At 33.2% G+C, this 24,266-nt stretch carries 17 protein-coding genes; 7 read left to right on the forward strand and 10 right to left on the reverse strand.

Going from position 1 to position 24,266, the window contains the following annotated elements:
• Window positions 1-98: 98 nt before the first annotated feature.
• The 6 genes from JM80_RS15125 to JM80_RS15150 form a co-directional block, all read right to left on the reverse strand.
• Window positions 99-1,583 (reverse strand): SusD/RagB family nutrient-binding outer membrane lipoprotein, encoded by a 1,485-nt coding sequence (locus JM80_RS15125; RefSeq protein ID WP_075695281.1) that lies wholly within the window; start codon window positions 1,581-1,583, stop codon window positions 99-101.
• 4 nt (window positions 1,584-1,587) lie between these two features.
• Complete coding sequence (locus JM80_RS15130) at window positions 1,588-4,695, reverse strand: SusC/RagA family TonB-linked outer membrane protein (protein WP_144710888.1); 3,108 nt, start codon at window positions 4,693-4,695, stop codon at window positions 1,588-1,590.
• Between the two features lie 271 nt (window positions 4,696-4,966).
• A complete protein-coding gene (locus JM80_RS15135) occupies window positions 4,967-7,180 on the reverse strand; it encodes a GH92 family glycosyl hydrolase (RefSeq protein WP_144710890.1) in 2,214 nt (737 codons plus the stop codon).
• A gap of 4 nt (window positions 7,181-7,184) precedes the next feature.
• Complete coding sequence (locus JM80_RS15140; protein ID WP_370511830.1) at window positions 7,185-9,509, reverse strand: family 20 glycosylhydrolase; 2,325 nt, start codon at window positions 9,507-9,509, stop codon at window positions 7,185-7,187.
• 12 nt (window positions 9,510-9,521) lie between these two features.
• Complete coding sequence (locus JM80_RS15145) at window positions 9,522-10,646, reverse strand: family 10 glycosylhydrolase (protein ID WP_255436828.1); 1,125 nt, start codon at window positions 10,644-10,646, stop codon at window positions 9,522-9,524.
• Window positions 10,633-11,691 (reverse strand): carbohydrate-binding family 9-like protein, encoded by a 1,059-nt coding sequence (locus JM80_RS15150; protein WP_144710894.1) that lies wholly within the window; start codon window positions 11,689-11,691, stop codon window positions 10,633-10,635. The genes JM80_RS15145 and JM80_RS15150 overlap by 14 nt, the downstream gene beginning before the upstream one ends.
• Before the next feature lie 249 nt (window positions 11,692-11,940).
• Here JM80_RS15150 and JM80_RS15155 point away from each other — a divergent pair, with 249 nt between their 5' ends.
• From JM80_RS15155 to JM80_RS15185, 7 genes are all read left to right on the forward strand, one after another.
• Window positions 11,941-13,026 (forward strand): sensor histidine kinase, encoded by a 1,086-nt coding sequence (locus tag JM80_RS15155; protein WP_144710895.1) that lies wholly within the window; start codon window positions 11,941-11,943, stop codon window positions 13,024-13,026.
• Window positions 13,026-13,742: a LytTR family DNA-binding domain-containing protein gene (locus JM80_RS15160; RefSeq protein ID WP_034645020.1), complete on the forward strand. Its 717-nt coding sequence runs from the start codon at window positions 13,026-13,028 to the stop codon at window positions 13,740-13,742. Before JM80_RS15155 ends, JM80_RS15160 begins: the two co-directional genes overlap by 1 nt.
• 143 nt (window positions 13,743-13,885) lie before the next feature.
• Complete coding sequence (locus JM80_RS15165; protein ID WP_144710897.1) at window positions 13,886-16,249, forward strand: PSD1 and planctomycete cytochrome C domain-containing protein; 2,364 nt, start codon at window positions 13,886-13,888, stop codon at window positions 16,247-16,249.
• 2 nt (window positions 16,250-16,251) lie between these two features.
• The gene (locus tag JM80_RS15170) at window positions 16,252-17,745 is read left to right on the forward strand and encodes a DUF1501 domain-containing protein (RefSeq protein ID WP_144710899.1); all 1,494 of its coding nucleotides are present in this window, start codon (window positions 16,252-16,254) and stop codon (window positions 17,743-17,745) included.
• Between the two features lie 33 nt (window positions 17,746-17,778).
• Entirely contained in the window at window positions 17,779-18,816 is a 1,038-nt protein-coding gene (locus JM80_RS15175; RefSeq protein WP_144710901.1) for a 6-bladed beta-propeller, read from the forward strand.
• 8 nt (window positions 18,817-18,824) lie between these two features.
• The gene (locus JM80_RS15180; protein WP_089118753.1) at window positions 18,825-19,631 is read left to right on the forward strand and encodes a chitobiase/beta-hexosaminidase C-terminal domain-containing protein; all 807 of its coding nucleotides are present in this window, start codon (window positions 18,825-18,827) and stop codon (window positions 19,629-19,631) included.
• Window positions 19,631-21,694 (forward strand): chitobiase/beta-hexosaminidase C-terminal domain-containing protein, encoded by a 2,064-nt coding sequence (locus JM80_RS15185; protein ID WP_144710903.1) that lies wholly within the window; start codon window positions 19,631-19,633, stop codon window positions 21,692-21,694. The genes JM80_RS15180 and JM80_RS15185 overlap by 1 nt, the downstream gene beginning before the upstream one ends.
• Here the strand turns inward: JM80_RS15185 and JM80_RS15190 are convergent.
• From JM80_RS15190 to JM80_RS15205, 4 genes are all read right to left on the reverse strand, one after another.
• Entirely contained in the window at window positions 21,691-21,966 is a 276-nt protein-coding gene (locus JM80_RS15190) for an ATP-dependent Clp protease adaptor ClpS (protein ID WP_013621890.1), read from the reverse strand. The two genes, JM80_RS15185 and JM80_RS15190, sit on opposite strands and share 4 nt — an antisense overlap.
• A gap of 22 nt (window positions 21,967-21,988) precedes the next feature.
• Complete coding sequence (gene prmA / locus JM80_RS15195; protein ID WP_013621889.1) at window positions 21,989-22,825, reverse strand: 50S ribosomal protein L11 methyltransferase; 837 nt, start codon at window positions 22,823-22,825, stop codon at window positions 21,989-21,991.
• Between the two features lie 43 nt (window positions 22,826-22,868).
• Window positions 22,869-23,618, reverse strand: coding sequence for a triose-phosphate isomerase (tpiA, locus tag JM80_RS15200; RefSeq protein WP_034644958.1), 750 nt, complete (start codon window positions 23,616-23,618; stop codon window positions 22,869-22,871).
• 137 nt (window positions 23,619-23,755) lie between these two features.
• Window positions 23,756-24,265 (reverse strand): GyrI-like domain-containing protein, encoded by a 510-nt coding sequence (locus tag JM80_RS15205; RefSeq protein ID WP_038506270.1) that lies wholly within the window; start codon window positions 24,263-24,265, stop codon window positions 23,756-23,758.
• Window position 24,266: the final 1 nt, after the last annotated feature.

The raw sequence follows: 24,266 nt of genomic DNA on the forward strand, positions 1-24,266 counted from the left end.
ATTTTACTAATTTAAGGTTATTTGTGCCGTATTTTAACTAAAAAAAGAGGAGGAATAATTTTCCTCCCCTTAAAAAACTAAATAATTACACTAAAAAACTATTTATCCCACCATACTCTTGTGGTAAGTACATCTGGACCTTGAGATGCAATTGCCGCAGCATAGTTGTCTGGGTTATTACTTTGCTCGCTTGTAGAGTATGTTAACCTTCTTGGTATTGTACCTCCTGTTTCATTACCAGGATAATTTGTTGGTGTTAGGTTAGGGAAACCTGTTCTCCTCCAATTAGCAAAAGCTTCATACTCATTTAAAAAAGTTGCAGCCCAATATTGGGTGTTAATTTGCTCTAATGCATTTGCTGCATCAAACGGGTTTGCTGTTAAATAAGCATCTATATCTGCATCATCTATAATAGCGGCATCACCATAAATTGCTAACATTTTCATTGCTGCTCTTACTCCTGCATTGTAGTGTGCTTCTGCATTACCACCTGCTAACCCCCAACGCTCTGCTGCTTCTGCAAGCATAAACTCTACCTCAGCATAAGTCTGAAAAAACATTGGCGCACCTTCACCAGTAATAATACTTCTGTTAGGTTCTGCATATAAATCTGTATCTTTTTCTCCTGTAGACTCCTCTAATAACTGGCTATCTAATCCGTTTGGCAAACCTTTTAAATCTGCAACATTAGTACTACCATCACTTTTACGAGCTGCTAAAATTGGCAGTCTAGGATCTCCCTGTAAAAAGTCTATAAACGTTTTACTCATTCTAGGGTTGCTATCTGCTGTAAAAACTTCTCCGTTACCGTTTTTATTTATTCCCTCTGGGCCAGCAGTATGTTGTATGTATGCAATATCCTCATTAGATTCCATTACGCCACCTGCTATTGCTTTAGTTGCCCAAGCCTCAGCCGCAGCAGGATCTACTTTTATTAAGCGTAGACCTAACCTTAGCATCATAGAATTTCCAAATTTTTTCCATTGAGATTGATCTCCTTGAAACATTAAATCTGCATCTCCAAAACCAGAAACTCCGGTACCTAATACTGCAACAGACTCTTCTAACTCTTTTAGCATATCTGCATAAATATCACTCTGCTTGTCATATTTAGGAGTTAGGTTTCCTGTTAGTACCGCTTTACCAGCTTCAGAGTAAGGAACATCACCATACAAATCTGTTAATCTGTGGTAAATAAAAACTCTCATTATTCTAGTAATAGCTTTCATTTCTTCTGGCTGTTCTTCTTCATCTAATTGAACAAGCATATCCTCTACGGTTTTTATAGCATTACCGTAAATACGATCTATCATAGAAGATGCATAGCCTTTGTTCCATGTATATTTATCTCCAGACCAATAGCCTGCTGTTGTAGATAAATGCTGCATCATTGTAGAAGAGTATATTAAATTTGCTCTCCAGTTCTCATAACGTTCACCTGATGTGTATAGTTGAGCAGCACTAAGCTTAGTGGTAGCCGGCACCTGATTTGGTGCTGTTGGGTTAACGTTTAGCTCTTCAAAACCTTTATCACAGGCTCCAAGAACTAATACAAATGATAATATAAATAATATTTTTCTCATGTTCTTAAAATTTTACATTTAGACTAAAACCATAGTTTCTAGTTGATGGTACACCAAAATATTCTAAACCTTGTGAGTTACCTGAGTTGTATGTACTTTCTGGATCTACATTATCTATACTTCTTGAAATGTAGAATAAGTTTCTTGCTATTACTGATACATTTACACTACTTATAAATGTTTTTTCTAGCATTTTTTCTGGTAATGAATACCCTAAACTAAACTCTCTAAACTTTATGTAATCAGAATCTTCTACAAATTCCTCTGCAATACGACTAATTCTTCCATAGTATGTTTGTAAATCTTCTGGTGCAACAGTAGTTGTAAATTCTTGACCAGTGTCACCGTCTATACCAGTAACTACTAATCCGTTTTCTCTGCCTTTTAAAGTTTCTTTGTGTAAACCTGTACTGTAACCTAAAGCATTAGTACCAGACAATAATTGTCCGCCAAATTTACCGTCAATTAAAAAGCCTAAGCTAAAATCTTTATATCTAAAGGTATTACTCCAACCTAAAGTTAATGGTGGTACACCTTCTCCTAATATTTTACGCTCTCCTTCTTGTGCAATTGGCACACCTTCTGAGTTTATATCATAAATAATGTTACCAGCATCATCTCTATTATAAGATACACCTACTATAGAACCATAAGGCTCACCTACAACGTGTGTAATTCTTGCGTTTTGTGTTCTTGGCTCATCTAAGCTAATTGGTGTACCCTCATCATTAGTAGCAGTAACTTCACTTTTATTATAAGACCCGTTAAAGCTTGTGTTCCAGCTAAAATTATCTGTTTGTATTGGTGTACCAGAAATTAAAAACTCTATACCTTTATTTTCTAACTTACCAATGTTAGCCGTTGCACTTTCATAACCAGAAAATACAGATGTAGATATATTTACAATATCCTTAGAAGTTTCATTTTGGTAATAAGCAATATCAAAAGAAAGTCTGTTTCCAAAAAGTCTAAGATCTAAACCAATTTCTGTTTCGTCTTTTTCCCAAGGAACTAAATTTGGGTTAGGAACAGAGTTTCCGTTAATTCTACCTAAAGTTTGCCCTTGGTGACCTTGTCCAAAAATTTGGTATGTTGGTGCTAATTGATAAGCAATGTCTCCACCACCAGCTACACCAGAATAACCTCCTCTAATTTTTAAAAAGTCTATAAAGTTAGGTAGTTCTAATAAATCTGATAAAATAACACTTGTATTTACAGAGAAGTAAAACTCGTCATTAGGTGTAGTTTTGCCTGGGTAAGATAATGTAGAAAACCAATCGTTTCTTCCTGTAAAAGTTAAGTAAGCCCATTTATCATATGAAAATCCTAAAGATCCATAAATACCAGAAATTTTTCTTTCTTGAAATTCTCTACTTCTACTTTGGTCTCTAAGGTTAGATATATCTTCAAAACCAGGAACAACAAAATTGTCTCCTCCTAAAATTAAAGTTTCTGACTTAACGTGGTTTGTATTTGCACCAACCAACCCATCAACAGCAAACTTATCTGTTATACTTTTTTCTATACCTAGCATTACATCAGCATCTATTTGTGTATATCTACCTTCAGTCTCGTTCATACCTCCTAAAAGTTTGTATGCTGTTCCCCAAGGCTCTATAGATGTAGATTTTCTTGTGTAATGATCCACACCAACACGTGTAGATGCATACAACCAATCTAAAATATCATAACGTAAAGATGTAGATGCTATAATTCTGTTTTTTAAATCTTCATTACTAAAATTGTATGCAGAAAAATAAGGGTTTTGCGAGTAAATGTTTGCAGAGTATCCTCTTTCTGACCCATCTGGGTTTGCACCCGGATTCATATCACGTACATCTACGTTTGGAGACAATAATGCAACAGTATAGTTTGCATTTCCAGGAGCATCAGACAATCTTGGTCTGTTGTTCACATTTTCTACAATATATTTTACATTAACCTGACTTGTTAACTTGTCTGCTAATACAGCACTTGTATTTAAAGAAAATGATTTTCTGTTAATACCTGAGTTAGGCACAATATCTTCATTATCTAAGTCAGATACAGAAAGCCTGTAACTCATTTTTTCAGAACCACTTGTAATTGCTATTGTGTTTATAAACGTAGTACCTGTTCTGTAAAAGTGATCTCTGTTATCGCCTACATAAGAATAAGGTCTTTCTTGCCCATCCCATTGTACAACGCTAGAACCATCTAATTTTGGACCCCAAGAAGACAATCCTAAATCAAAAGCTTCAGACTGGTTAGCAGGTACTCTACCCCTTGTACCTTGTCCATATGATGTTTGAAAATCTGTTAAAGAAGTATCTACCTCATCAAAAGTAACAGAGCTACTAATTTCTACACCCAATCCTTTTTTCTGGGTACCTTTTTTTGTTGTAATAATAATTACACCATTACCTGCTCTAGAACCATAAAGAGCTGCAGCTGCACCACCTTTTAGTACACTTACAGATGCTATATCGTCTGGATTTATACTAGAGATACCGTCACCTCCGTCACTACCACCATACAAATCTGCAGATCCACTATTTTCATTACCAATAGGAATACCATCTACAACATACAAAGGTTGGTTGTTACCTGTTAATGTACTGTTACCACGAATAATAACTCTACTAGAACCAGCAGCACCGGTTGAGTTTTGGGTAATATTTACACCTGCAACCTTACCTTGTAATGAGTTAATTGCACTAACTTGTTTTACATTAGATAGCTCGTCTCCTCCAACTTCTGTTAAAGAATACCCTAATGCCTTTGCTTCTTTTTTAATACCTAAAGCTGTTACAACTACTTCGCCTAATTGCTCTGCATCTTCAACCAAAGAAACGTTAAGTGTAGTTTTCCCTGCTACTGCAACACTTTTTGCAGTATAACCTATAGAAGTAAACTCTAATATTGAAGAGTTACTTGCTACAGTTATTGTGTATTTACCATCAAAATCTGTAGATGTACCATTAGATGTTCCTTTTTCTAAAACATTAACCCCTAGTAAAGGTACTCCTGCTTCATCTGTAACCGTACCAGTCACAGTTTTGTTTTGCGCTACCATACCACTAGTAAGGAGAAATAGCACAAACAACAATAAGTAATGTGTTTGTTTTTGCATACTTAAATGAGTTTTAATTGTTAAGTTAGTTATTAGTTAATTTAACTTTAAATTTTACGTATTAATGTTAAAAGCAGAAATTAATTCGACTAACAACTTTGTGGAAAAGCTAAGCGACAATATAAGGAGGTGTTAAAAATACAGAGGCTTAATTATTAATTCCTCAGTTTTATCTTAAACAAATGCGCATTTAAAAATAACTACAGCAAAAACCTACAAACACTACAGAATAAGACACTTACAAATAAGAAAACTTGTTAAACAATAGCTATTACTCTAGTCTTACTTCTAAAACAGTGCCATTAAGTAAGTTTTTATGAGACATAAAATACCCTTTAAGGTCTTTATTATCTAAACGGATACTGTTAATTTTTCCATTAACATTTCCTGTTCGTTTAATTGTTAACGTTTTGTTTTTGTAGTATGTAGTATTTAAATGAATTGTGACTGATGAAAACCTGGGTGTAGTTATGGTATAAACTGGTGTAGCCGGACTAACAGGATATATACCCATCATTGCATATACCACCCAAGCAGACATTGTACCTGTATCATCATTACCTGGTAAGCCAGATGGTGTATTTGTAAAATATGTATTTATTAATTGCTGCACACGCTTTTGAGTTTTCCATTCATCTCCTTTGCTGTAGTTATATAAAAAAGGGTAAGCAATATCTGGCTCATTAGCCATATCAAACTGGTTATTATCAAAAATATAATCTAGGTGAGATACAAATTGTTTTTTACCGCCCATTAGCTTCATTAAGCCTTTAATATCGTGGGGAACCATAAAGGCATATTGCCAAGCATTACCTTCTATATAACCCACATTTTTTTCAAAATTTGCACCTTTATACGGATCAAAAGGTGTGTACCAACTACCATCACTATTTTTAGGTCTTAGTAGTTTTAACTTACTATCAAATAATTTTTTATAGGATAAAGATTGATTATAAAACTTTTTATAGTCTGCCTTTTTACCCAATTCTTTTGCTAGTTGAGAAATGGCAAAATCTGCTATATTATATTCTTCAGTTGTAGAAACAGGACCTTCAGCTCCTCCGTTTACACTTAAATATCCATTTTTCCAATACTCATTATTACCTGGTCGTAACGGATTATTGTCTAATTCTGTAGCTCCTTTTACCATTGCTGCATAAGCCTCCTCTACATTAAAATCTCTAATACCGCGCAAATATGTATCTGCTATTACAACTGGCGCAGGATCACCTACCATTGTAAAAGTTTCTGTAGAATTTAACTCCCATTTGGGCAACCAACCATTTTCTTTGTACATAGATAACATACTATTTACCATATTAGATTGTTGCTCTGGGTACAATGTACTCATTAAAGGATGGTAATTTCTGTAGGTATCCCAAAGCGAAAAAACGGTGTATCTAGTGCCTTTGGTATTTCCTATTTTACCTGTTGCAATCTCAGGATAATCTCCATTATAATCATTTAAAGTATTTGGATGTATTTGTGTGTGGTATAAAGCTGTATAAAATATTGTTTTATCATCTGCAGAACCTCCTTTTACCTCTACAGTAGACAAAGTCTTGTTCCATGCCGCTTTTGTGGTGGCATATACATCATCAAAATTTTTATTAGCTGTTTCTTTTTCTAAATTTTCCCTAGCATTTTCTATACTTACGTAAGACACACCAATTTTTACCTCAACAGTGGTTTTCTTTTTAAAATTGTAACGCATATAAGCACCAATACTATCACCTACAACTTCTCTTGTAAAGCCTTTCATTAGTCTAGTTTTACCATTGTACCCCATCCATTGTGCTTCTACTCCATTATATTTGTATGGTTTTTTCCAAGCTCCAAACTCATCTGCTGGACTAGAAAATTTAGCAACAAAATATACTGGATAAGCCTGTTCTGGACTATTGTAACAGAAAGAGCCAACTGTGCGTATTCCTTCAATTTCTGTATTAGATACCACTTTTACCGTTGCGCCTTGCTCATTAGTTAAGCCAAGTCCTAAATTTAAAAGTATGTTAGATTCTCCTGCTGGAAATGTATACCTAGACACTCCTACTCTTGTTGTTGCAGTTAGTTCTGTTTTTATATTGTATTTAGATAAGTTAACTGAGTAATAGCCTGCTTTAGAAACCTCATCTGTGTAAGTGGTTCCGTATTGCATATGGTTTGTTTTTAAATCTCCTGTAGTTGGCATAGTTAAAATAACTCCCAAATCTGGACAACCAACTCCACTTAAGTTTACGTGCGTAAATCCTGTTAAAAAATTGTATTGTTTAACATAAGGGTTAGACAGCCAACCAGCATCTTTTTGTACTGTTACATTAAAAGGAGATACACTTGCCATACCTCTTGGCGCAATTGCTCCAGGATTTGTTGCTCCAAAATTAGAGGTTCCTATAAATGGATTTACGTAGTCTACAGGTTGTTGACCAAAGGCAAAACTTACTACAACTAAAACAATACTTAAAATTTTAAATTTTATACTCATAATTCTATTCTACAATAATTTCATCTACAAACAACCAGGCACCACCGCCATTAGGCGGACTTTTTAAATTAGTTACCACCACCTTTATGTACCTGGCTTTAGTTGGTTTAAAATTGATTTTAAAATCTTTTAATTCTGATGCATTGCTTACTTTAAATGGTCTAGTAACCTCTGCAACTTTGGTAAACTTTTTTCTATGTTCTGATGTAAAGACTTCTATTTTTAAAGGAAAATAAATTCCTGAACTTTGATTTTCTAGTGTACCAACTGTTACTGCAGAAAACGCTGTTTCTACATCAAAATCTATTACCACATCCATATTATTACCCAACCAACCTTGCCACTGTCCGTCGTGAAAATTTTTAGATCCTCTTAATACATTTACCAAACCAAGCTGTTGCTCTCCTTGGTAATTTTTATGATACTTAGTGTTATAAACCACATATTTACCAACCGCATTATGGTAATTAAACTCTTTAGTTAAGGTTGGCCCTACTTGTTTATTATTTTTAAACATTGCAGCCTTTAACGTAGCTGTTTTATTTAGTTGAATTGGATTTTGATATTGTGAAGATGACTGTGAAAGCAAAGAACCATCTACGGAGTATCTAATATCTGAATCTGGAAATTCATTTTTTAATAAGATTGATAATTCACCTTTTTCTATATCAACTTTAGTATCTGTAGTTACCTGATAAGCACTTTTAGCATAGTTAACACCCATAACATCATAACGCTTAAACAGCTCTTTTACTCTACCTGAAAAATTAGCCCAGTTTTTATGTGTCGTTGGTGTCCACAGAGCCTCAGACATAGCAGCCAGTCTAGGAAATATCATATACTCAGACTGTTGTTCTGTTGGTATATACTCTGCCCACAAATTTGCTTGTCCGCCTAACACGTGTTTTTCCTGCTCTGGAGTCATTTTATCTACCACTGGGTTAAACTCATATACTTTGCTAAGCGGAGTATAACCACCAAATGCTAAAGGTTCTTGATCTTGATTTCCTTGGTAATGATCAAAATAACAATGCGTACCAGGTGTCATTACAACATTATGCCCCTCTGCAGATGCCTCTAGACCGCCCTTTACACCACGCCAACTCATAACGGTTGCTCCTGGAGCCAAACCGCCCTCTAAAATTTCATCCCAACCAATTAAAACCCTATTTTTAGAACTTATAAAACGTTCTATTCTTTTAATAAAATAGCTCTGCAATTCATCTACATTTGCTAAGTCTTCTGTTTGTAATCTAGAGGTACAATGTGTACAAGTTTTCCAATTGGTTTTTGTAGCTTCATCTCCGCCAATGTGTATATATTTAGACGGAAACAACTCCATAACCTCTGTTAATACATCTTCTAAAAAAGTAAATGTTTCTTCCTTACCAGCACAGTAAATATCTGTAATTGGCCAAACACCACCAGACGGAACCATAATTTGCTCTCCTAAACAAGAAAACTCTGGGTATGCAGCTATTGCACTACTAACGTGTGCTGGCATCTCTATTTCTGGCACTACAGTTATACCTCTTTCTTTTGCATAGGCTACTACTTCTTTTATTTGCTCTTGCGTATAAAAACCTCCGTAAGTAGCTTTTGTTCCTAAAGGTGCATTTGGTCTAGCGTTCCATCCTTTATCCTCTTGGTTTACCCTATAACCACCAACAGACGTTAGTTTTGGATATTTTTTAATTTCTATTCTCCATCCTTGATCATCTACCAAATGCCAATGAAATGTATTCATTTTTAGCATTGCCATACGGTCTAACGTTTTTTTTATATAATCTACCTCAAAAAAATGTCTAGACACATCTAACATTAGTCCGCGCCATTTAAAACGAGGATTATCTTTAATTTCTATTGCTGGAACTACCCACTCTTTTTGCACAAAGCTTGCACTCTCTATACTAGCAGGAAGTAACTGTTTTATAGTTTCTAATCCATATACAAAACCAGAATACGTTTTTGCAGATACGGTTATATGATTAGAATTAATTACTAAATTATAGCCTTCATAAGGTAATGAATCTACAATTTTAAACTGTAAAAAATTAGAAGAAGGAGCACTAGCTACCACAGCTAATTTTACACCTGAGACTTGTTTAAACTTTTGAGAAAAAGACGCTAATAATTTTTGTTCATTTTTTGTGCTTGCAACCAATTTTGTATTTCCATTAAAACTAAAACTACCTTTATGTAACTCTGTAAATACAGGCTTAGGAATAATATTAATTTCTTCTTCTGTAATTTTTTTTTCTTTTTTAGTTGTACAACCAAACATTAATAACAGTAGAAAAATGGTTATGTGGTAGTTAAGTTTTTTCAAAATGAAATACGTTTAATTAAATTTCTTACTTAGTTTTTTTATTACCGCATATTGCTCATCTGTAAGTGCATTACCATCAAAGATAGAGACTCCTTTTGCTCCATTATCTTTTGCTAATAGAATTGCTTTTTCTAAATCTGAAACAGACATATTTGGCACATAAATACCAGTATGCAGCTCTGTATTAGAATTTTTAAGGTCTTTTACACCTTGTCCTGTTGCATAACCAATCCAATCTATTTCTTCATTGTAAAAGTTATGATAAATCATTGGTAGTACTTTATCTACATTCCATTTATCCCAACGTTGGCGAACCATATGGTCTGCCATTTCTGGGTAAGGAAATACTGCTGCGGTTAATATTTTATTGTTATTATGCGCTATGGTATAAGCTTCATCTACAATAGCTTTTACTTTATTTAACCTAAATTGTTTCCACTCCATATCTATAGCTGGATTTTTAGACTCCTTAGGGTTTTTATGGTGCTCCTTTTCAAACTCTGCTACGCATACGTCACAGTAACAAAAATCAAACTCAGGTAACTCTACTTCTTGTTCTAAATTGTATTTTGGTAGTAACCCAATTGGTAAAAAAATATCTGAATAACGAATATAATCTAAATGTACACTTGCTACATCTTCAACCTTTGCCAAACCTTCTACCAAACTTAATATATGTGCTTTAGACTCTTTTCTTGTTGGGCACAACCATTTGTAATACCCTACATATGGTGGCTCATCAAAACAAGACTTACCATTTCTACTAACCGCGTACCACTCTGGGTGTTGTTCTGCAATAGCATCTCCTGGCCTGTTTACAGTAAACATCCAAGCGTGTACATTTAACCCTTCTTTTTTTGCAAAAGGAACTATTCTTTTTAACAACTCTGGATCTGTACCTGTATTAATTAGCACATCTGTAATTCCGTTTGCGCTATATTTAGCAAATTCTTCTTGGTAAGCAGTATCTCCTTTTTCCTCGCTTGCAGATGTCCAAGTCCAAAATGTAAAACTATCTGTTACAGTATCTTGCTTTTCTACTACATTCTTATCTTGTTTTTTCTCTTCACAAGAAAAAAATAAAGAGCAAAGTAAAAGAACACTCATTACCCTTAAAAATACCTTATTCTGCTTCATTACTATTAAATTTACCATCTTCTTTAATTACTAATATTTTGTTTGTAAAAGGACTTTTTACCCAGATGTTAAATCCGGTTTTATGCTTCTCTAATTTTGGACTCACTAAAGTTCCTAATATAGATTTGTCTTGTATCTCTTTTTCATTATTATTTTCTACATAATTTAAAAACACTTTATACAAATACCATTTTATATGCTCATCCTTTGGAATGCTCCAATTTATATTTTCCTTAGTTTTATCAGAAAAATAAACATACCCCCATGTGTTAGGTTTATGCATATTAATTACGCCTTGTGGAGACCAAACCCAATTATACTCTGGTAAAGCTTTGCCATTAGCATCTTTCTTTTTAACATACTTACCATCTATTAAACTATGTTGCCATTGTACTCTAGAAAAATTTATACGCCAAAAATTATTCACTGGTATTTCTGCTATTTTAGAGGGTTCAAAAAGTGATTTCCAAGGAATAGCAATTTCTGTAGACCAGCTTTTATCTGTATCATTAGCGTTGTTTAAAGTTCCGTTAATATGCACGGCAGTTTTTAATCCGTTTATATCCCAATTATTAATGGCAGCACCACCTTGACTATAGGTTTTTGTTAACAACAAATCCCATACTGTATTTAGTGCGTTTATCTCTAACTCCATATAATTATGGGTAGTACCAGGCGGATCTATAAAAATTTCAAAGTCATTATTATGAAAAATAACTGCATCCCTTTTTGTAATATCGCCCCATACATGAGGCTCATCTAACAAAGCAAAGAAATACAAATAAGTATCATCCCAAAGCATTTTTACTCTAGTTTTATACGTTGCTTTTTTATCACCTTCAATATCTATAAATTCGGTTGTCCATTTAGCATTTTCCCAAGACTCCTCATTAGCTAAACCATCTATTTCTAAACTATTTAATGCCTTGTGTGCTATATATTTTTTAGGTGTATTTTGCGCTAATAATGACGCGCAACATAAATACGTTAGGAAAAGAAAAATAGCTATAATTCTCTTAATTTTTATAGAAGGTTCTATATTCATACTCTTTATTATTAGTAACTTTTTTTTAACGTTAATATAATTTAGTTGCTAATTAAATTATTTTTTATAATTTTCAGACGTTCTATTTTGCCTGTTTGGTAAAATGCTATATCTAGTTTTTAAACTGCATAGCAACACTTTATAAATATTCCTTTTTTTATTTGTAATAGAAATAATTTTAGACCAATAACGATAGCTAAATGCTAAACGCTTTAATAGTACCGACAAAAAAACAGCCAAACTTAACCAATGAGTATAAACACAGATGTAGATTCTTTTTTAAACAAGAATTCTTCTAAAAGCTTTGAAATAAACTACAAACACCATATAATTTTTTGGGTTATATACTTTATTTTTAACAGCTTAAGGTATAGTAACATTCACCAAGATTTTATGCTCTCATTGCGTATGAATCTTATAGGTTTTCCTATACATATGGCTATTGCCTATTTTAATGTGTATTACTTAATGCCCAAATTTGTTTTTAAGAAAAAATACATTAGTTACACGTTTTTAGTTATTGCAACACTATTTTTAATGTTATTGGTTAAATACTCTTTAACCTATTATTTTATAGGTCCAAATGTATGGCCAGAGGGACCAGAGGAACTAAAAGGCCTAACACTTAATTACGCCACTACAATGATGGTTGGTGAGCTATATGTTTCCTCTTTTGTAGCAGCCATAAAACTTACTATAGATTGGCTTAAAGAACACAGCAAGCTACACGAATTAGAAAAAAGACAACTTAGTACAGAATTGCGTTTTTTACGTTCACAGGTTTCTCCGCATTTCTTTTTTAATACACTAAACAATATATATTCATTAACTTTAGAAAAGTCTGATAAAGCTCCTGAGGTTATATTAAAACTATCTGAACTAATGCGCTACTTGTTGTACGCTACCAAAAAAAACAAACAAGACCTAAAAAGTGAGCTAGACTGTATACAAAACTATTTAGACCTAGAACGTTTACGTTTTGATGAGTCTTTAAATATAAACATTAGTATTTCTGGTGATTTAGAAGGCAAACGTATTTCTCCTATGTTATTAATTCCTGTAATAGAAAATTGTTTTAAGCACGGAGCCAGTAAAAACATAGGAGATATGGTAATAGATATAGATGTAAAGGTTAGTGAAGATTTACTTCATTTTAAGGTATCTAATACCATACCCGAACAAAGTGCAGACAGTTTTATACCTATTAGAAGTGGTGGTATTGGACTAAGCAATTTAAAAAAACGCTTAGAGCTAGGGTATAAAAAAGAAGATTACCACCTCTCTATTTATGAAAAGGATAATATGTTTAATGTAATTCTAAAACTTAAAGTATGATTAAATTAAGAACCATAATTGTTGATGATGAACCGTTGGCTATAAATGTTTTAAAAAATTATGTTTCACAAATACAAGAATTAGAGTTAGTAGAAACATTCTCTAATGCAGTTGCTGCAACTACTTTTGTTCAAAATAACGAAATTGATATTATTTTTTTAGATATTAATATGCCCATATTAGATGGGTTAGATTTTCTAAAAAGTTTGCAATCTATGCCAATGGTAGTAATGACAACCGCACATGAAGAGTATGCACTTACTAGTTATGAACTACAAGCTATAGATTATTTGGTTAAACCTATACCGTTTCCTAGGTTTTTACAAGCAGTACAGCGTATTATAAAATTAAAACAAGGTAACACTACAAAAACCACAACTACCAATACAGTTGCAGAAAACCCTAGTATTTTTATTAAGGTAGATAAAAAGAAGTTGCAAAAAATAGTGTTAGATGACATTATGGTAATTGAAAGTTTAAAGGATTATATACGCATAAAAACAAAATCAGATAAATACATTATACACAGAACTTTAAGCAGTTTTACAGACGAATTACCTAGTGATAAATTTATAAGAATACATAGGTCTTATACCATATCTATCTCTAAAGTAGACACTATAGAAGGTAATAGTTTAGAAATTGGCGGCATACGCTACACAATTGGGCGTAGTTACATTAATGATGTAAAAGAAACACTTTTAGGACGCGCATAAATTTCAATTTTTAAGAAAAAGCTGTTAGGTTTTCATTTTGTATTTATTAAGCTATTGTTACAAGTTACTGGTCGATTTTTATTGCTAATAATTTAAAGAATAACAATATTTAAGAACAATAAACTAGCTGATTCTTAAAAATTATGATATTATCTAATTGGTTTTTATATCAAAAAAATAATGTAGCAAAAATAGCTCTTGCCGCATTTATTACTATTGGTGCCACTAGTTGCAAAACAGAAAACAAATATTCTGAGGTTGCTATAGCAGAAAATGGCACTGCAGCAATACCTGATGTAATAGACTTTACATTTCACGTAAAACCTATTATATCTGATAGATGTTTTATTTGCCACGGGCCAGATAAAAATGCTGTAGAAGGTAATTTTTCTATGGTTTCACCAGAGGAGGCTTATAAAGCTTTGGGAGAAAACTTAGACCATTATGCTATTGTGCCAGGAGACACAGAAAAAAGTGGAATGCTAGACCGTATTTACTCTAAAGACCCAGGGAGTATAATGCCACCTCCAGAATCTAATTTGACACTTACCGAGTATGAAAAAACTATTTTAAAAAAATGGGTAGAACAAGGTGCAGAATATAAAGATCATTGGGCTTTTACACCTCCTAAAAATAAAAATGTACCTAAAACTAAAGATACTTGGGGAAATAATGAAATAGATAACTTTATTTACCAAAAATTAGAAGAAAACAACTTACAACCTTCTGAGCAAGCCCCAAAAGAAAAATTATTACGTAGGGTTTATTTTGACTTAACTGGCTTGCCACCATCTACAAAAGACATTAATAATTTTTTACAAGATACTTCTGCAAATGCGTATGAAAAAGTGGTAGATAAGCTGCTAGCATCACAAGATTATGCAGAAAATATGGCAGCAGAATGGATGGATATTGCCCGTTATGCAGATACACACGGCTACCAAGATGATTTTGAGCGTATTATGTGGCCTTGGAGAGATTGGGTTATTAATGCTTTTAACAAAAATATGCCATACAATAAATTTGTTACAGACCAACTAGCAGGAGATTTAATTCCGGATGCATCTCTAGAGCAAGTTTTAGCAACAGGTTTTAATCGTAACCATAAAATTACTTATGAGGGCGGAGTAATCCCAGAAGAATACAGAGTAGAATATGTAGAAGACCGTATTACAACTTTTGGTACTGCTTTTTTAGGGTTAACATTAGAGTGTGCCCGTTGTCATGACCATAAATATGATCCTATTAGTCAAAAAGCACATTTCTCATTCTTTAGCTTTTTTAATAATATAGATGAAGACGGATTGGTAAACGGTGGTTCTGGAGTAATTCCTAAACCATACATTACAATTACAGAGAAAGAAAAAAATGAAGTTTTAGATTTTGTACAATTACAAAAATCAGACATAAAAGAAGTTCCTGTAATGGTTATGCAAGAGATGAAAACTCCTAGACAGGCATATATTCTTAACAGAGGCTTGTATGATCAGCACGGAGAAAAAGTATATCCGGATACTCCAGAGACTATTTTAGCTTACCCAGAAGGGTTTGAAAGAAATAGACTTGGATTAGCAAAATGGCTATTTCATAAAGATAATCCTTTAACTGCCAGAGTTGCTGTTAACCGTTTTTGGCAACGTATGTTTGGCACTGGCATTGTGGCTAGTTCTTATGATTTTGGTAACCAAGGAGCATTACCCACACACCCAGAATTGTTAGATTATTTGGCCTTACAATTTAGAGATAGCGGTTGGGACACTAAAAAAATGCTAAAACTTATGGCGCTTTCTAAAACCTACCAGCAAAGTACTGTAATTAGTAAAGAAGCTTTAGAGAAAGATCCAGAAAACAAATTGTTAGCACGCGGACCAAGAATACGTTTGTCAGCAGAAATGATAAGAGACCAAGCCCTTTTTGTAAGCGGACTATTAAATAAAGAAATTGGTGGCCCAAGCGTTAAACCATACCAGCCAGAAGGTATTTGGGAAGAAACCACAGGTGGTGGCGGCGGTAGTACATCTTCTTACGTTTTAAGCGAAGGAAAAGATTTGTACCGTAAAAGTTTGTATACATTTTGGAAACGTACAGTACCTCCACCAAGTATGATAACTTTTGATGCTGCCTCTAGAGATTTATGTTCCGTAAAAAGACAAGAAACCAACACTCCGTTGCAAGCATTGGTGTTATTAAATGACCCACAACTTATTGAGGCTGCACGTGTGTTAGCTGCTAATGCAATTAAAAAAGAGACAAGTATCGAAAAACAAATTTCATACATTTTTCAATCTTCTACATCTAGACTACCAGATGAAACAGAGGTTACAGAACTTACCAACCATTATAATGATATGTTAAACAGAGTAAAAAGTAACGAAATTAATACAGATGAGTATTTAGCTATTGGCTCTTATAAAGTTGATGCTTCTATTACTGCAGATAATTTAGCTGCTTTGTCTTTAACAGCGCATACCATTTTAAATTTAGATGAAACTATAACCAAAGGATAGTTATGAGCGAGAAAAAAATACTAGAAGAAAGATCGTTAATCCTAAACCGTAGAAACTTTTTAGGCAAAGCAGCTTTAGGAGTTGGTGGCACCGCTTTAGCATCATTAATGGGTTGCAGCTTTTTTAATAAAAGTGAAGCTGGAATATTAACACCAGCAAATTCAATAAGCGGGTCCAAAGGCGCTTTAAGTAGTTTGCATCATCCTGCAAAAATAAAAAGAGTTATTTATTTGTTTCAAAGTGGTGGTCCGTCTCAATTAGAGTTGTTTGATTATAAACCACTTTTAAATTTACGCCGAGGTGAAGATTTACCAGAATCTATTAGAAACGGGCAACGTTTAACTGGTATGACATCTGGGCAAGATAAGTTTCCGTTGGTTGGCTCCCAATTTGATTTTAAACAGTACGGTAAAAATGGAACTTGGATTAGTGATTTACTGCCTTACACCGCTAAAATGGTAGATGATTTGTGTTTTATAAAATCTATGCATACTGAAGCAATTAATCATGACCCAGCAGTAACGTTTTTTCAAACAGGATCACAACAACCCGGTAGACCTAGTATTGGCTCTTGGTTAAGTTATGGTATTGGTAGTGAAAATGATAACCTACCTGCTTTTACAGTATTATTATCTAGAGGTAGCGGAAGACCTCAAGGTCAGCCTTTATATACCAGACTGTGGGGCAACGGGTTTTTACACTCGTTACACCAAGGTGTTCAATTTAGGGCAGCCAAAGATCCTGTATTATATTTAAATGACCCTAAAGGAACTACTAAAGACACCAAACGTGCTATTTTAGATAAATTAGCAGCCTTAAATGAAAAGCAATATGAGGAGTTTGGAGATCCTGAAATACAAAGTAGAATTTCTCAATATGAAATGGCATACAGAATGCAAACCTCTGTACCTGATGTTATGAATATTGATGATGAGCCAGATTATATTTATAAAATGTATGGCTCAGATGCAAAAATACCTGGCACTTATGCTGCAAACTGTTTGCTAGCAAGAAAACTAGCCGAAAAAGATGTACGTTTTATACAGTTGTACCACATGGGTTGGGACCAACATGATAATTTACCAGGCGCTATAGAAAAGCAAGCTAAAGATGTAGACCAAGCCTCTGCTGCGCTTGTAGCAGATTTAAAACAACGTGGTTTATTAGAAGATACGCTTATTGTTTGGGGAGGCGAGTTTGGAAGAACCAACTACTCACAAGGAATATTAACAGCAGATAATTACGGAAGAGATCACCACCCAAGAAGTTTTACAATGTGGATGGCCGGTGGCGGTATTAAACCAGGTATTAGTTATGGTGAAACAGATGATTTTGGATATAACATTGTTAAAAACCCGGTTCATGTACACGATTTTCAGGCCACAATGATGCATTTATTAGGTATAGATCATAAAAAGTTAACCTATAAATATCAAGGTCGTAGATTTAGATTAACAGATGTAGAAGGCCACGTTATTAAAGATATTTTATCTTAAACCATAGTACCAACCATCTACTTTAACCAACTTATGAACCGACGAACTTTTATACAAAACTCTAGCTTAGCTAGTGCAGGGCTTTTTTTAAGTACACCTGCTTTACAAGCTATGCAGCCCTATAAAGATGCCATAATTGGTCATGGCAATTTTAAATATAAAATAGACTTAAATTGGGGTGCCCTAAACTCTAATTACTACCCTGTAGAAAACTGCCATGAAATGGTACAAGATTCTAAAGGAAGAATTATTTTACTTACAGACCACACCAAAAACAATGTAATAGTTTATGATAAATCTGGGAATTTAATTGAAGTTTGGGGCACCGAGTTTCCTGGCGCACACGGACTAACATTAAATATAGAAAACGGAGAAGACTTTTTGTACATAGCAGACAATAACCGCCATGAAGTAATAAAAACAACCATTAAAGGTAAAGTTGTACAAATTTTTAAGTTTCCTAAAGGCTATGGTAGTTATAAAGATATAACAGAGTACATTCCTACAGAAACTGCTATTGCTGCTAATGGCGATGTTTATATTACAGATGGCTACGGAGCACAACATATTTTACATTATAATGAAAAAGGTGAGCTATTAAATATTTTTGGAGGTAAAGGAAAAGAAGATCATTTATTTGGTAATGCACACGGTATTACTATAGATACGCGCAACAATGCAGCACCTACATTACTAATTACTGACCGTATGGAAAATAAGTTTAAACGTTTTAATATGCAGGGCGATTACATAAATACAATACACCTACCTGGTGCTTTTGTTTGCAGACCTGTAATACATAAAAACAATATTTACACAGCCACTATTTGGTCTGGAGATGGCGCTATGGATACAGGTTTTGTATCTATCTTAAATAGTGAAAACAAATTAGTTTCTGCTCCTGGTGGCACTAAGCCAAAGTATAACAATGATGGTACTTTGCAGCCAATGCAACAAGCCATAAAGGTATTTAAAAATCCACATGACGTTTGTATAGATGATGATGAAAACCTTTATGTAGCACAATGGAACTCTGGTAAAACATACCCAATAAAATTAACTAGAGTCTAATTAATTCTATGAAAAAAATAATATACATATTAATTTTTATAGTTGGATTTTCTTGTGCTAAAAACAAGAAACCCAACTATGCACAAACTAAAGAAATACAGCTAGTTTCCCCAAACTTTACCGTAGATTCTATATTTTTTAAAAACAATGCTACTATTCATTTTTCTAGTGTTTTAGCAAACACAACACTAAAATATACAGAAGATAATAGTAGCATTACTCAGCAGTCTAAAACACTGAAATCTCCTTTAAGAATAGAAAAATCAACTACAATAGCTGTTAAAGCTTTTCATACAGATTATAAAGAGAGTGAGACTGTTAAGCTTCAGGTAAAAAAAATAAAGCATAACATCTCAAGTGCAGCAATACGTATTTTTCCTGAGCCTAGTAGTACCTATTCTGCCAATGGTGCTGCTAGTCTTACAGATTTAAAAAGTGGTTACCCTCAATTCAAAAAAAATAATGCTTGGTTAGGTTTTAATGCAAAAGAGATTAGTTTTAATATAATTTTAGACAAACCTTTATTGCTCTCTAAAATAACATTACATACATTAACTGCCCAAGGAGACTGGATTTTTGCTCCAGAACATATTAGTATTAAAAACAACAATACAATTATAGGAGAGCTAGTAAATAAAGAAGCTAGCAAACAAAGTTTTAGTGGCGCAAATGTAAACTTTACAGAAGTACCCATTACTCCTAAAATATACAATGCACTTACCATTGTAGTTAAAAGCTTAAATGGCATACCAAATTGGCATTCTGGTGCCAATAATATCCCTTGGTTTTTTATTGACGAAATTATAGTAGAATAATGCAGCAGATACACACACTATACATCCACATAGGAAATTTACACCCTTTATTTGTACACCTTCCAATAGGCATACTAAGTTTTGCTTTTATATTAGAAATTTATTTAAAAATTAAAAAATCTAAGGAAACAGACATTGCTAAACTGGCATTGGGCTTAGCTGCTATTACTGCTCTATTTTCTTTAGGAACAGGATGGCTTTTAGGTGATAATGGCGGCTATGATGAGCAAGCATTATCTAGACATAAATGGATGGCTGTTGCGCTTACTGTTTGTAGTGTGCTGTTATTTATTTTACGCACTTTACATCAAAAATGGAGCTCAAAAATTTTCTTTCCTATATTTATAATTACACTTGCTTTACTTGGTATTACAGGTCATTTAGGAGGAAATATGACTCACGGAGATGATTTTCTTTTTCAAGACAAATCTAGCAAAGAAGTAGCTATTACAGATATTAATAAAGCTAAGGTATATAAAGATGTTGTACAGCCTATTTTAGATACCAAATGCGTTAGCTGCCACAATGCAAACAAAGCAAAAGGAGAACTTATACTTACCAGTAAAACCTTTATATTGGCTGGAGGTGAAAATGGTAGTGTTTTAGATTCTATAAACGGAGAACAAGCCTCACTATTAGGAAGAATACATATGCCAATAGAAGATAAACTGCATATGCCTCCAAAAGGAAAAGTACAGCTAACAGCAGAAGAAATAAACTTATTAGAATGGTGGATGAAAAACAACAATTGTTTTGATTGTACTGTAAATGAAACTAACACCACTGCACAAACAAAAGCTATTTTAAAAACTTTAGAAAAAGACACTACATCTATTGGTATACTTACTGCAAGTTTAGATCCGGTGCCCTTAGAATGGGTAGCTAAAATGAATGCAAACGGATTTAGCATTCTTCCGCTATCAGAAAAAAGTCCCTTATTAATTGTAACCCTTGCTAACAGAAAAGGAATTACTAGTAAGGATATTAAAAAATTAGAAGATTATGCAGATAATATTGTGGAGCTTAATTTAGGTTTTACAGATTTTAATGATGATATGGCAATGCTACTGCCCAACTTTAAAAATATTGTAAAATTACAGCTACAGAAAACAAAAATAACATCTAAAGCTTTAGAGGAGGTTGAAAAATTAGAGTTTTTAGAGTCCTTAAATTTATATGGCACAGCTGTTACTAGTGATATTTTTAAACATTTAAAAAAATTACAAAAGCTAAAAAAAGTATACTTATACCAAACTGCAATACAAAACAGTGAACTAGCTAATTTGCAAAAAGAAAAACCACAGCTTGTTACAAAACATTTATCTGATACTATTTTTAATGACGCAGTACTTAACAATCCGTTTATAGTAAATGCCACAGATTTTTTTAATACTGAAATTGATGTAGAACTTACGCACGTTTTTAAAACTGCAAACATATTTTACACTTTAGACGGTACTGAGCCAGACACTACATCTACTAAGTATACTGCTCCTATTAAACTTACAGACTCCAAAACCATAAAGTTTTATGCCCATAAAAAAGATTGGAAACAAAGTAGCGTTGTAACTGCTAACATAAAAAAAAGTGGCTTAAAATTAGATTCTATTTGGTTAGATAAAAAACCTCATGAAAATTACAAAGGAGATGGGGCAAATTCTTTAAAAGATTTAAAAAGAGGTTCTATAAACTTTCAGGATGGTTTATGGTTAGCATACCAAGGAGAAAACTTAAATGCAACCATTGCTTTTAATGAACCTAAAGAGATAAGTACAGTTTCTGTTGGTTCTTTAACTAAACCTACTAGCTGGATATTTAATCCTATTGGTTACAAAGTATGGACAAGTACTAACAATAAAGATTACACTCTTATAAAAACAGTAAAACTGCCTGTTCCCCAAAAATATGTAGATGATGCCATTTCTTTTTACGATATAACTTTTGATAAAACAGTGGCTAAATATGTAAAAGTTGAAGTAGTCAATATAACAAAAAACCCAGCTTGGCATCCAAATCCTGGAGGCAAAAGCTGGGTTTTTGTTGATGAAATTCTTGTAAACTAAACTATTTCTGCACTTAAACCTGCTTGTAATAGTTTGCTACATCTTGGTTCTAAATCTTTATATGAACCGGTTTTAACGGTACATTTACCTTTGTAATGCACCAAAAAAGCACATTGTTCTGCCTGTATTGGTGTATGGTCGCAAGCATCTACCAGTGTGTCTATTACATGATCAAAAGTATTTACATCATCATTAAACAACACTATTTCATTATTGTTTGCTACCTCTTCTTCAACTAAAAGTTCTTCTAAATATTTTTCCTGATTACTCATAATCTTCTAACATTTATACTAACTAAAATACATATTTTACGGCAACCCAATTATTTTTTTCCAGATTTTTTTCAAACTTTAACCCTACTTCATTACATTTTTCTGTAATTACCGGGATATCTTCTTTATAAAATCCGCTTAAAAATAAAATACCATCTTTAGTTAAACACTTTGCATACGCAGGTATATCTGCTAATAATATATTTCTATTAATATTAGCTATAATAATATTGTACTTCTGGTCTTTAAGCAAGCTAACATCTCCCTCAAAAACATTTATTTGGCTACAATTATTACGCTCTTTATTTTCTAAAGCATTTAAATAACACCAGTTATCTATGTCAATAGCATCTACAGAACCTGCATTTTTCATTGCTGCTAAAATTGCCAAAACACCTGTTCCGCTGCCCATATCTAAAACAGATTTTCCTGTAAAATCATGTTCTAAAATATGTTGCAACATCATATGTGTAGTTTCATGATGTCCCGTACCAAAACTCATTTTTGGTTCTATAACAATATCAAACTTGGTATTTGGTTTTTCATGAAAAGGTGCACGTACAGTACAAACGTCATCTACTACAATTTTTTCAAAGTTTTTTTCCCACTCTGCATTCCAGTTTTGTTGTTCTATTTCTTTAAAGTTAAAGCTAATATCAAAATTTTCATTAGATAATATTTGCACATTTTTCACCTTCTCCTCTGTCCAAAGATCCTTTAAAATATATGCTTGTACTCCTTCTTCATTTTCTACAAAACTATCAAACCCAACTTCGCCCAATTGCGCAATTAATATGTCTGATGCTGGTTGCAATGGTGCAACTGTAAAATTGTATTCTATATAGACTAAATCTGCCATTATGTACGTATTTGTAAACTTTTTTTAGAAGTGCAAAGGTACTTTATATTGCGTCTATAATAGCAATAAAATCGTCTGCTTTTAGTGCTGCTCCACCAATTAAACCACCATCTACATCTGCTTTAGAAAAAATTTCTTTAGCATTTGCAGGTTTTACACTACCACCGTATAAAATAGATACAGCTTCTGCAATTTCTGTAGTATACTCATCTGCTATTGTTTTTCTAATAAATGCGTGCATTTCTTGTGCTTGTTCTGGAGATGCAGTTTCACCTGTACCAATTGCCCATACAGGCTCATAAGCTAAAACAATGTTAGACCAAGCTTCTGGCTTTAAATTAAAAAGAGCATTTTTTAATTGAGACGCCACAATATTAAAGTGGTTGTCTGACTTACGGTCTTCTAACTCTTCACCAAAACAAAAAACAACGCGTAAATTCTTTTCTAACGCTTTAATTACTTTTTTAGCTAAGATTTCATCAGTTTCGCCAAAATAAGCTCTACGTTCAGAGTGACCAATAATTACAGTGTTTATGCCAATATCTAACAACATATCTGCAGAAATTTCTCCTGTATATGCACCATTATCTGCAAAGTGCATATTTTGTGCAATTACTTGTATTGTTGATGATTTTACGTCTTCTACTGCCGCTGCTAAATTTACATACGTTGGTGCTACCATAACCTCTGCATCTGTGTCTGGTAATTTACCAGATAATTCTGCTAACAATGCATTTGTTTCGGTTAGGGTTTTATTCATTTTCCAGTTACCTGCAACTATTTTTGCTCTCATTTTTTATGTGTTTTATGAGTTTACTATCAATTTTAAGTATCAAATATAGTATATAATATTTGTATCACTTAATGATTTTGCATTAGTAACAAATAACTGCCTAATCCTTAAAAAAAAGGACATAAGCTGATAAAAATTTAATGTTTTTTGTTTTTTATTGGAATCCAAATTTCTTCTACAGAATCTGGGTTTGCTGCGCCCAAATATCTATCATCTAAAAACTCAAAATGTGGTCTTTGGTCTAGCTGGTAACCTGTCTTTGGTAACCACTCTGTAAATATGTACTGAAAAGCTGTAGAAAAATCTTTAGCCATACCTTGGTATAAAAAAACTGCATATAAACCACCTTTAAGCTCTAAAACTTGCATACCATTAGGTACTTGTTCTGCATTAGTAACAGCTATTGCTGCCCACTTATTAAATGTAGCTGCTGGGTTAAAGTTAACAAAAGAGTATTCTTTACCATAATCTTGAACCGAATAATACTCGCCTTTTATTGGGTTTACTATTTCATCTTTTCTAGATACAAAATTTTTCCAGTGTGTAACATTATCCATAGTAAGCACAGAAACCTCTTTTTTTATACCTACTAAAATTTTAGGTTCTAATTCTTTTATCTCTGGTGTAACACTTACTAAGTTTCCCATA

Source organism: Cellulophaga sp. RHA_52 (genome assembly GCF_007827205.1).
In the GTDB taxonomy this organism is placed as follows: domain Bacteria; phylum Bacteroidota; class Bacteroidia; order Flavobacteriales; family Flavobacteriaceae; genus Cellulophaga; species Cellulophaga lytica.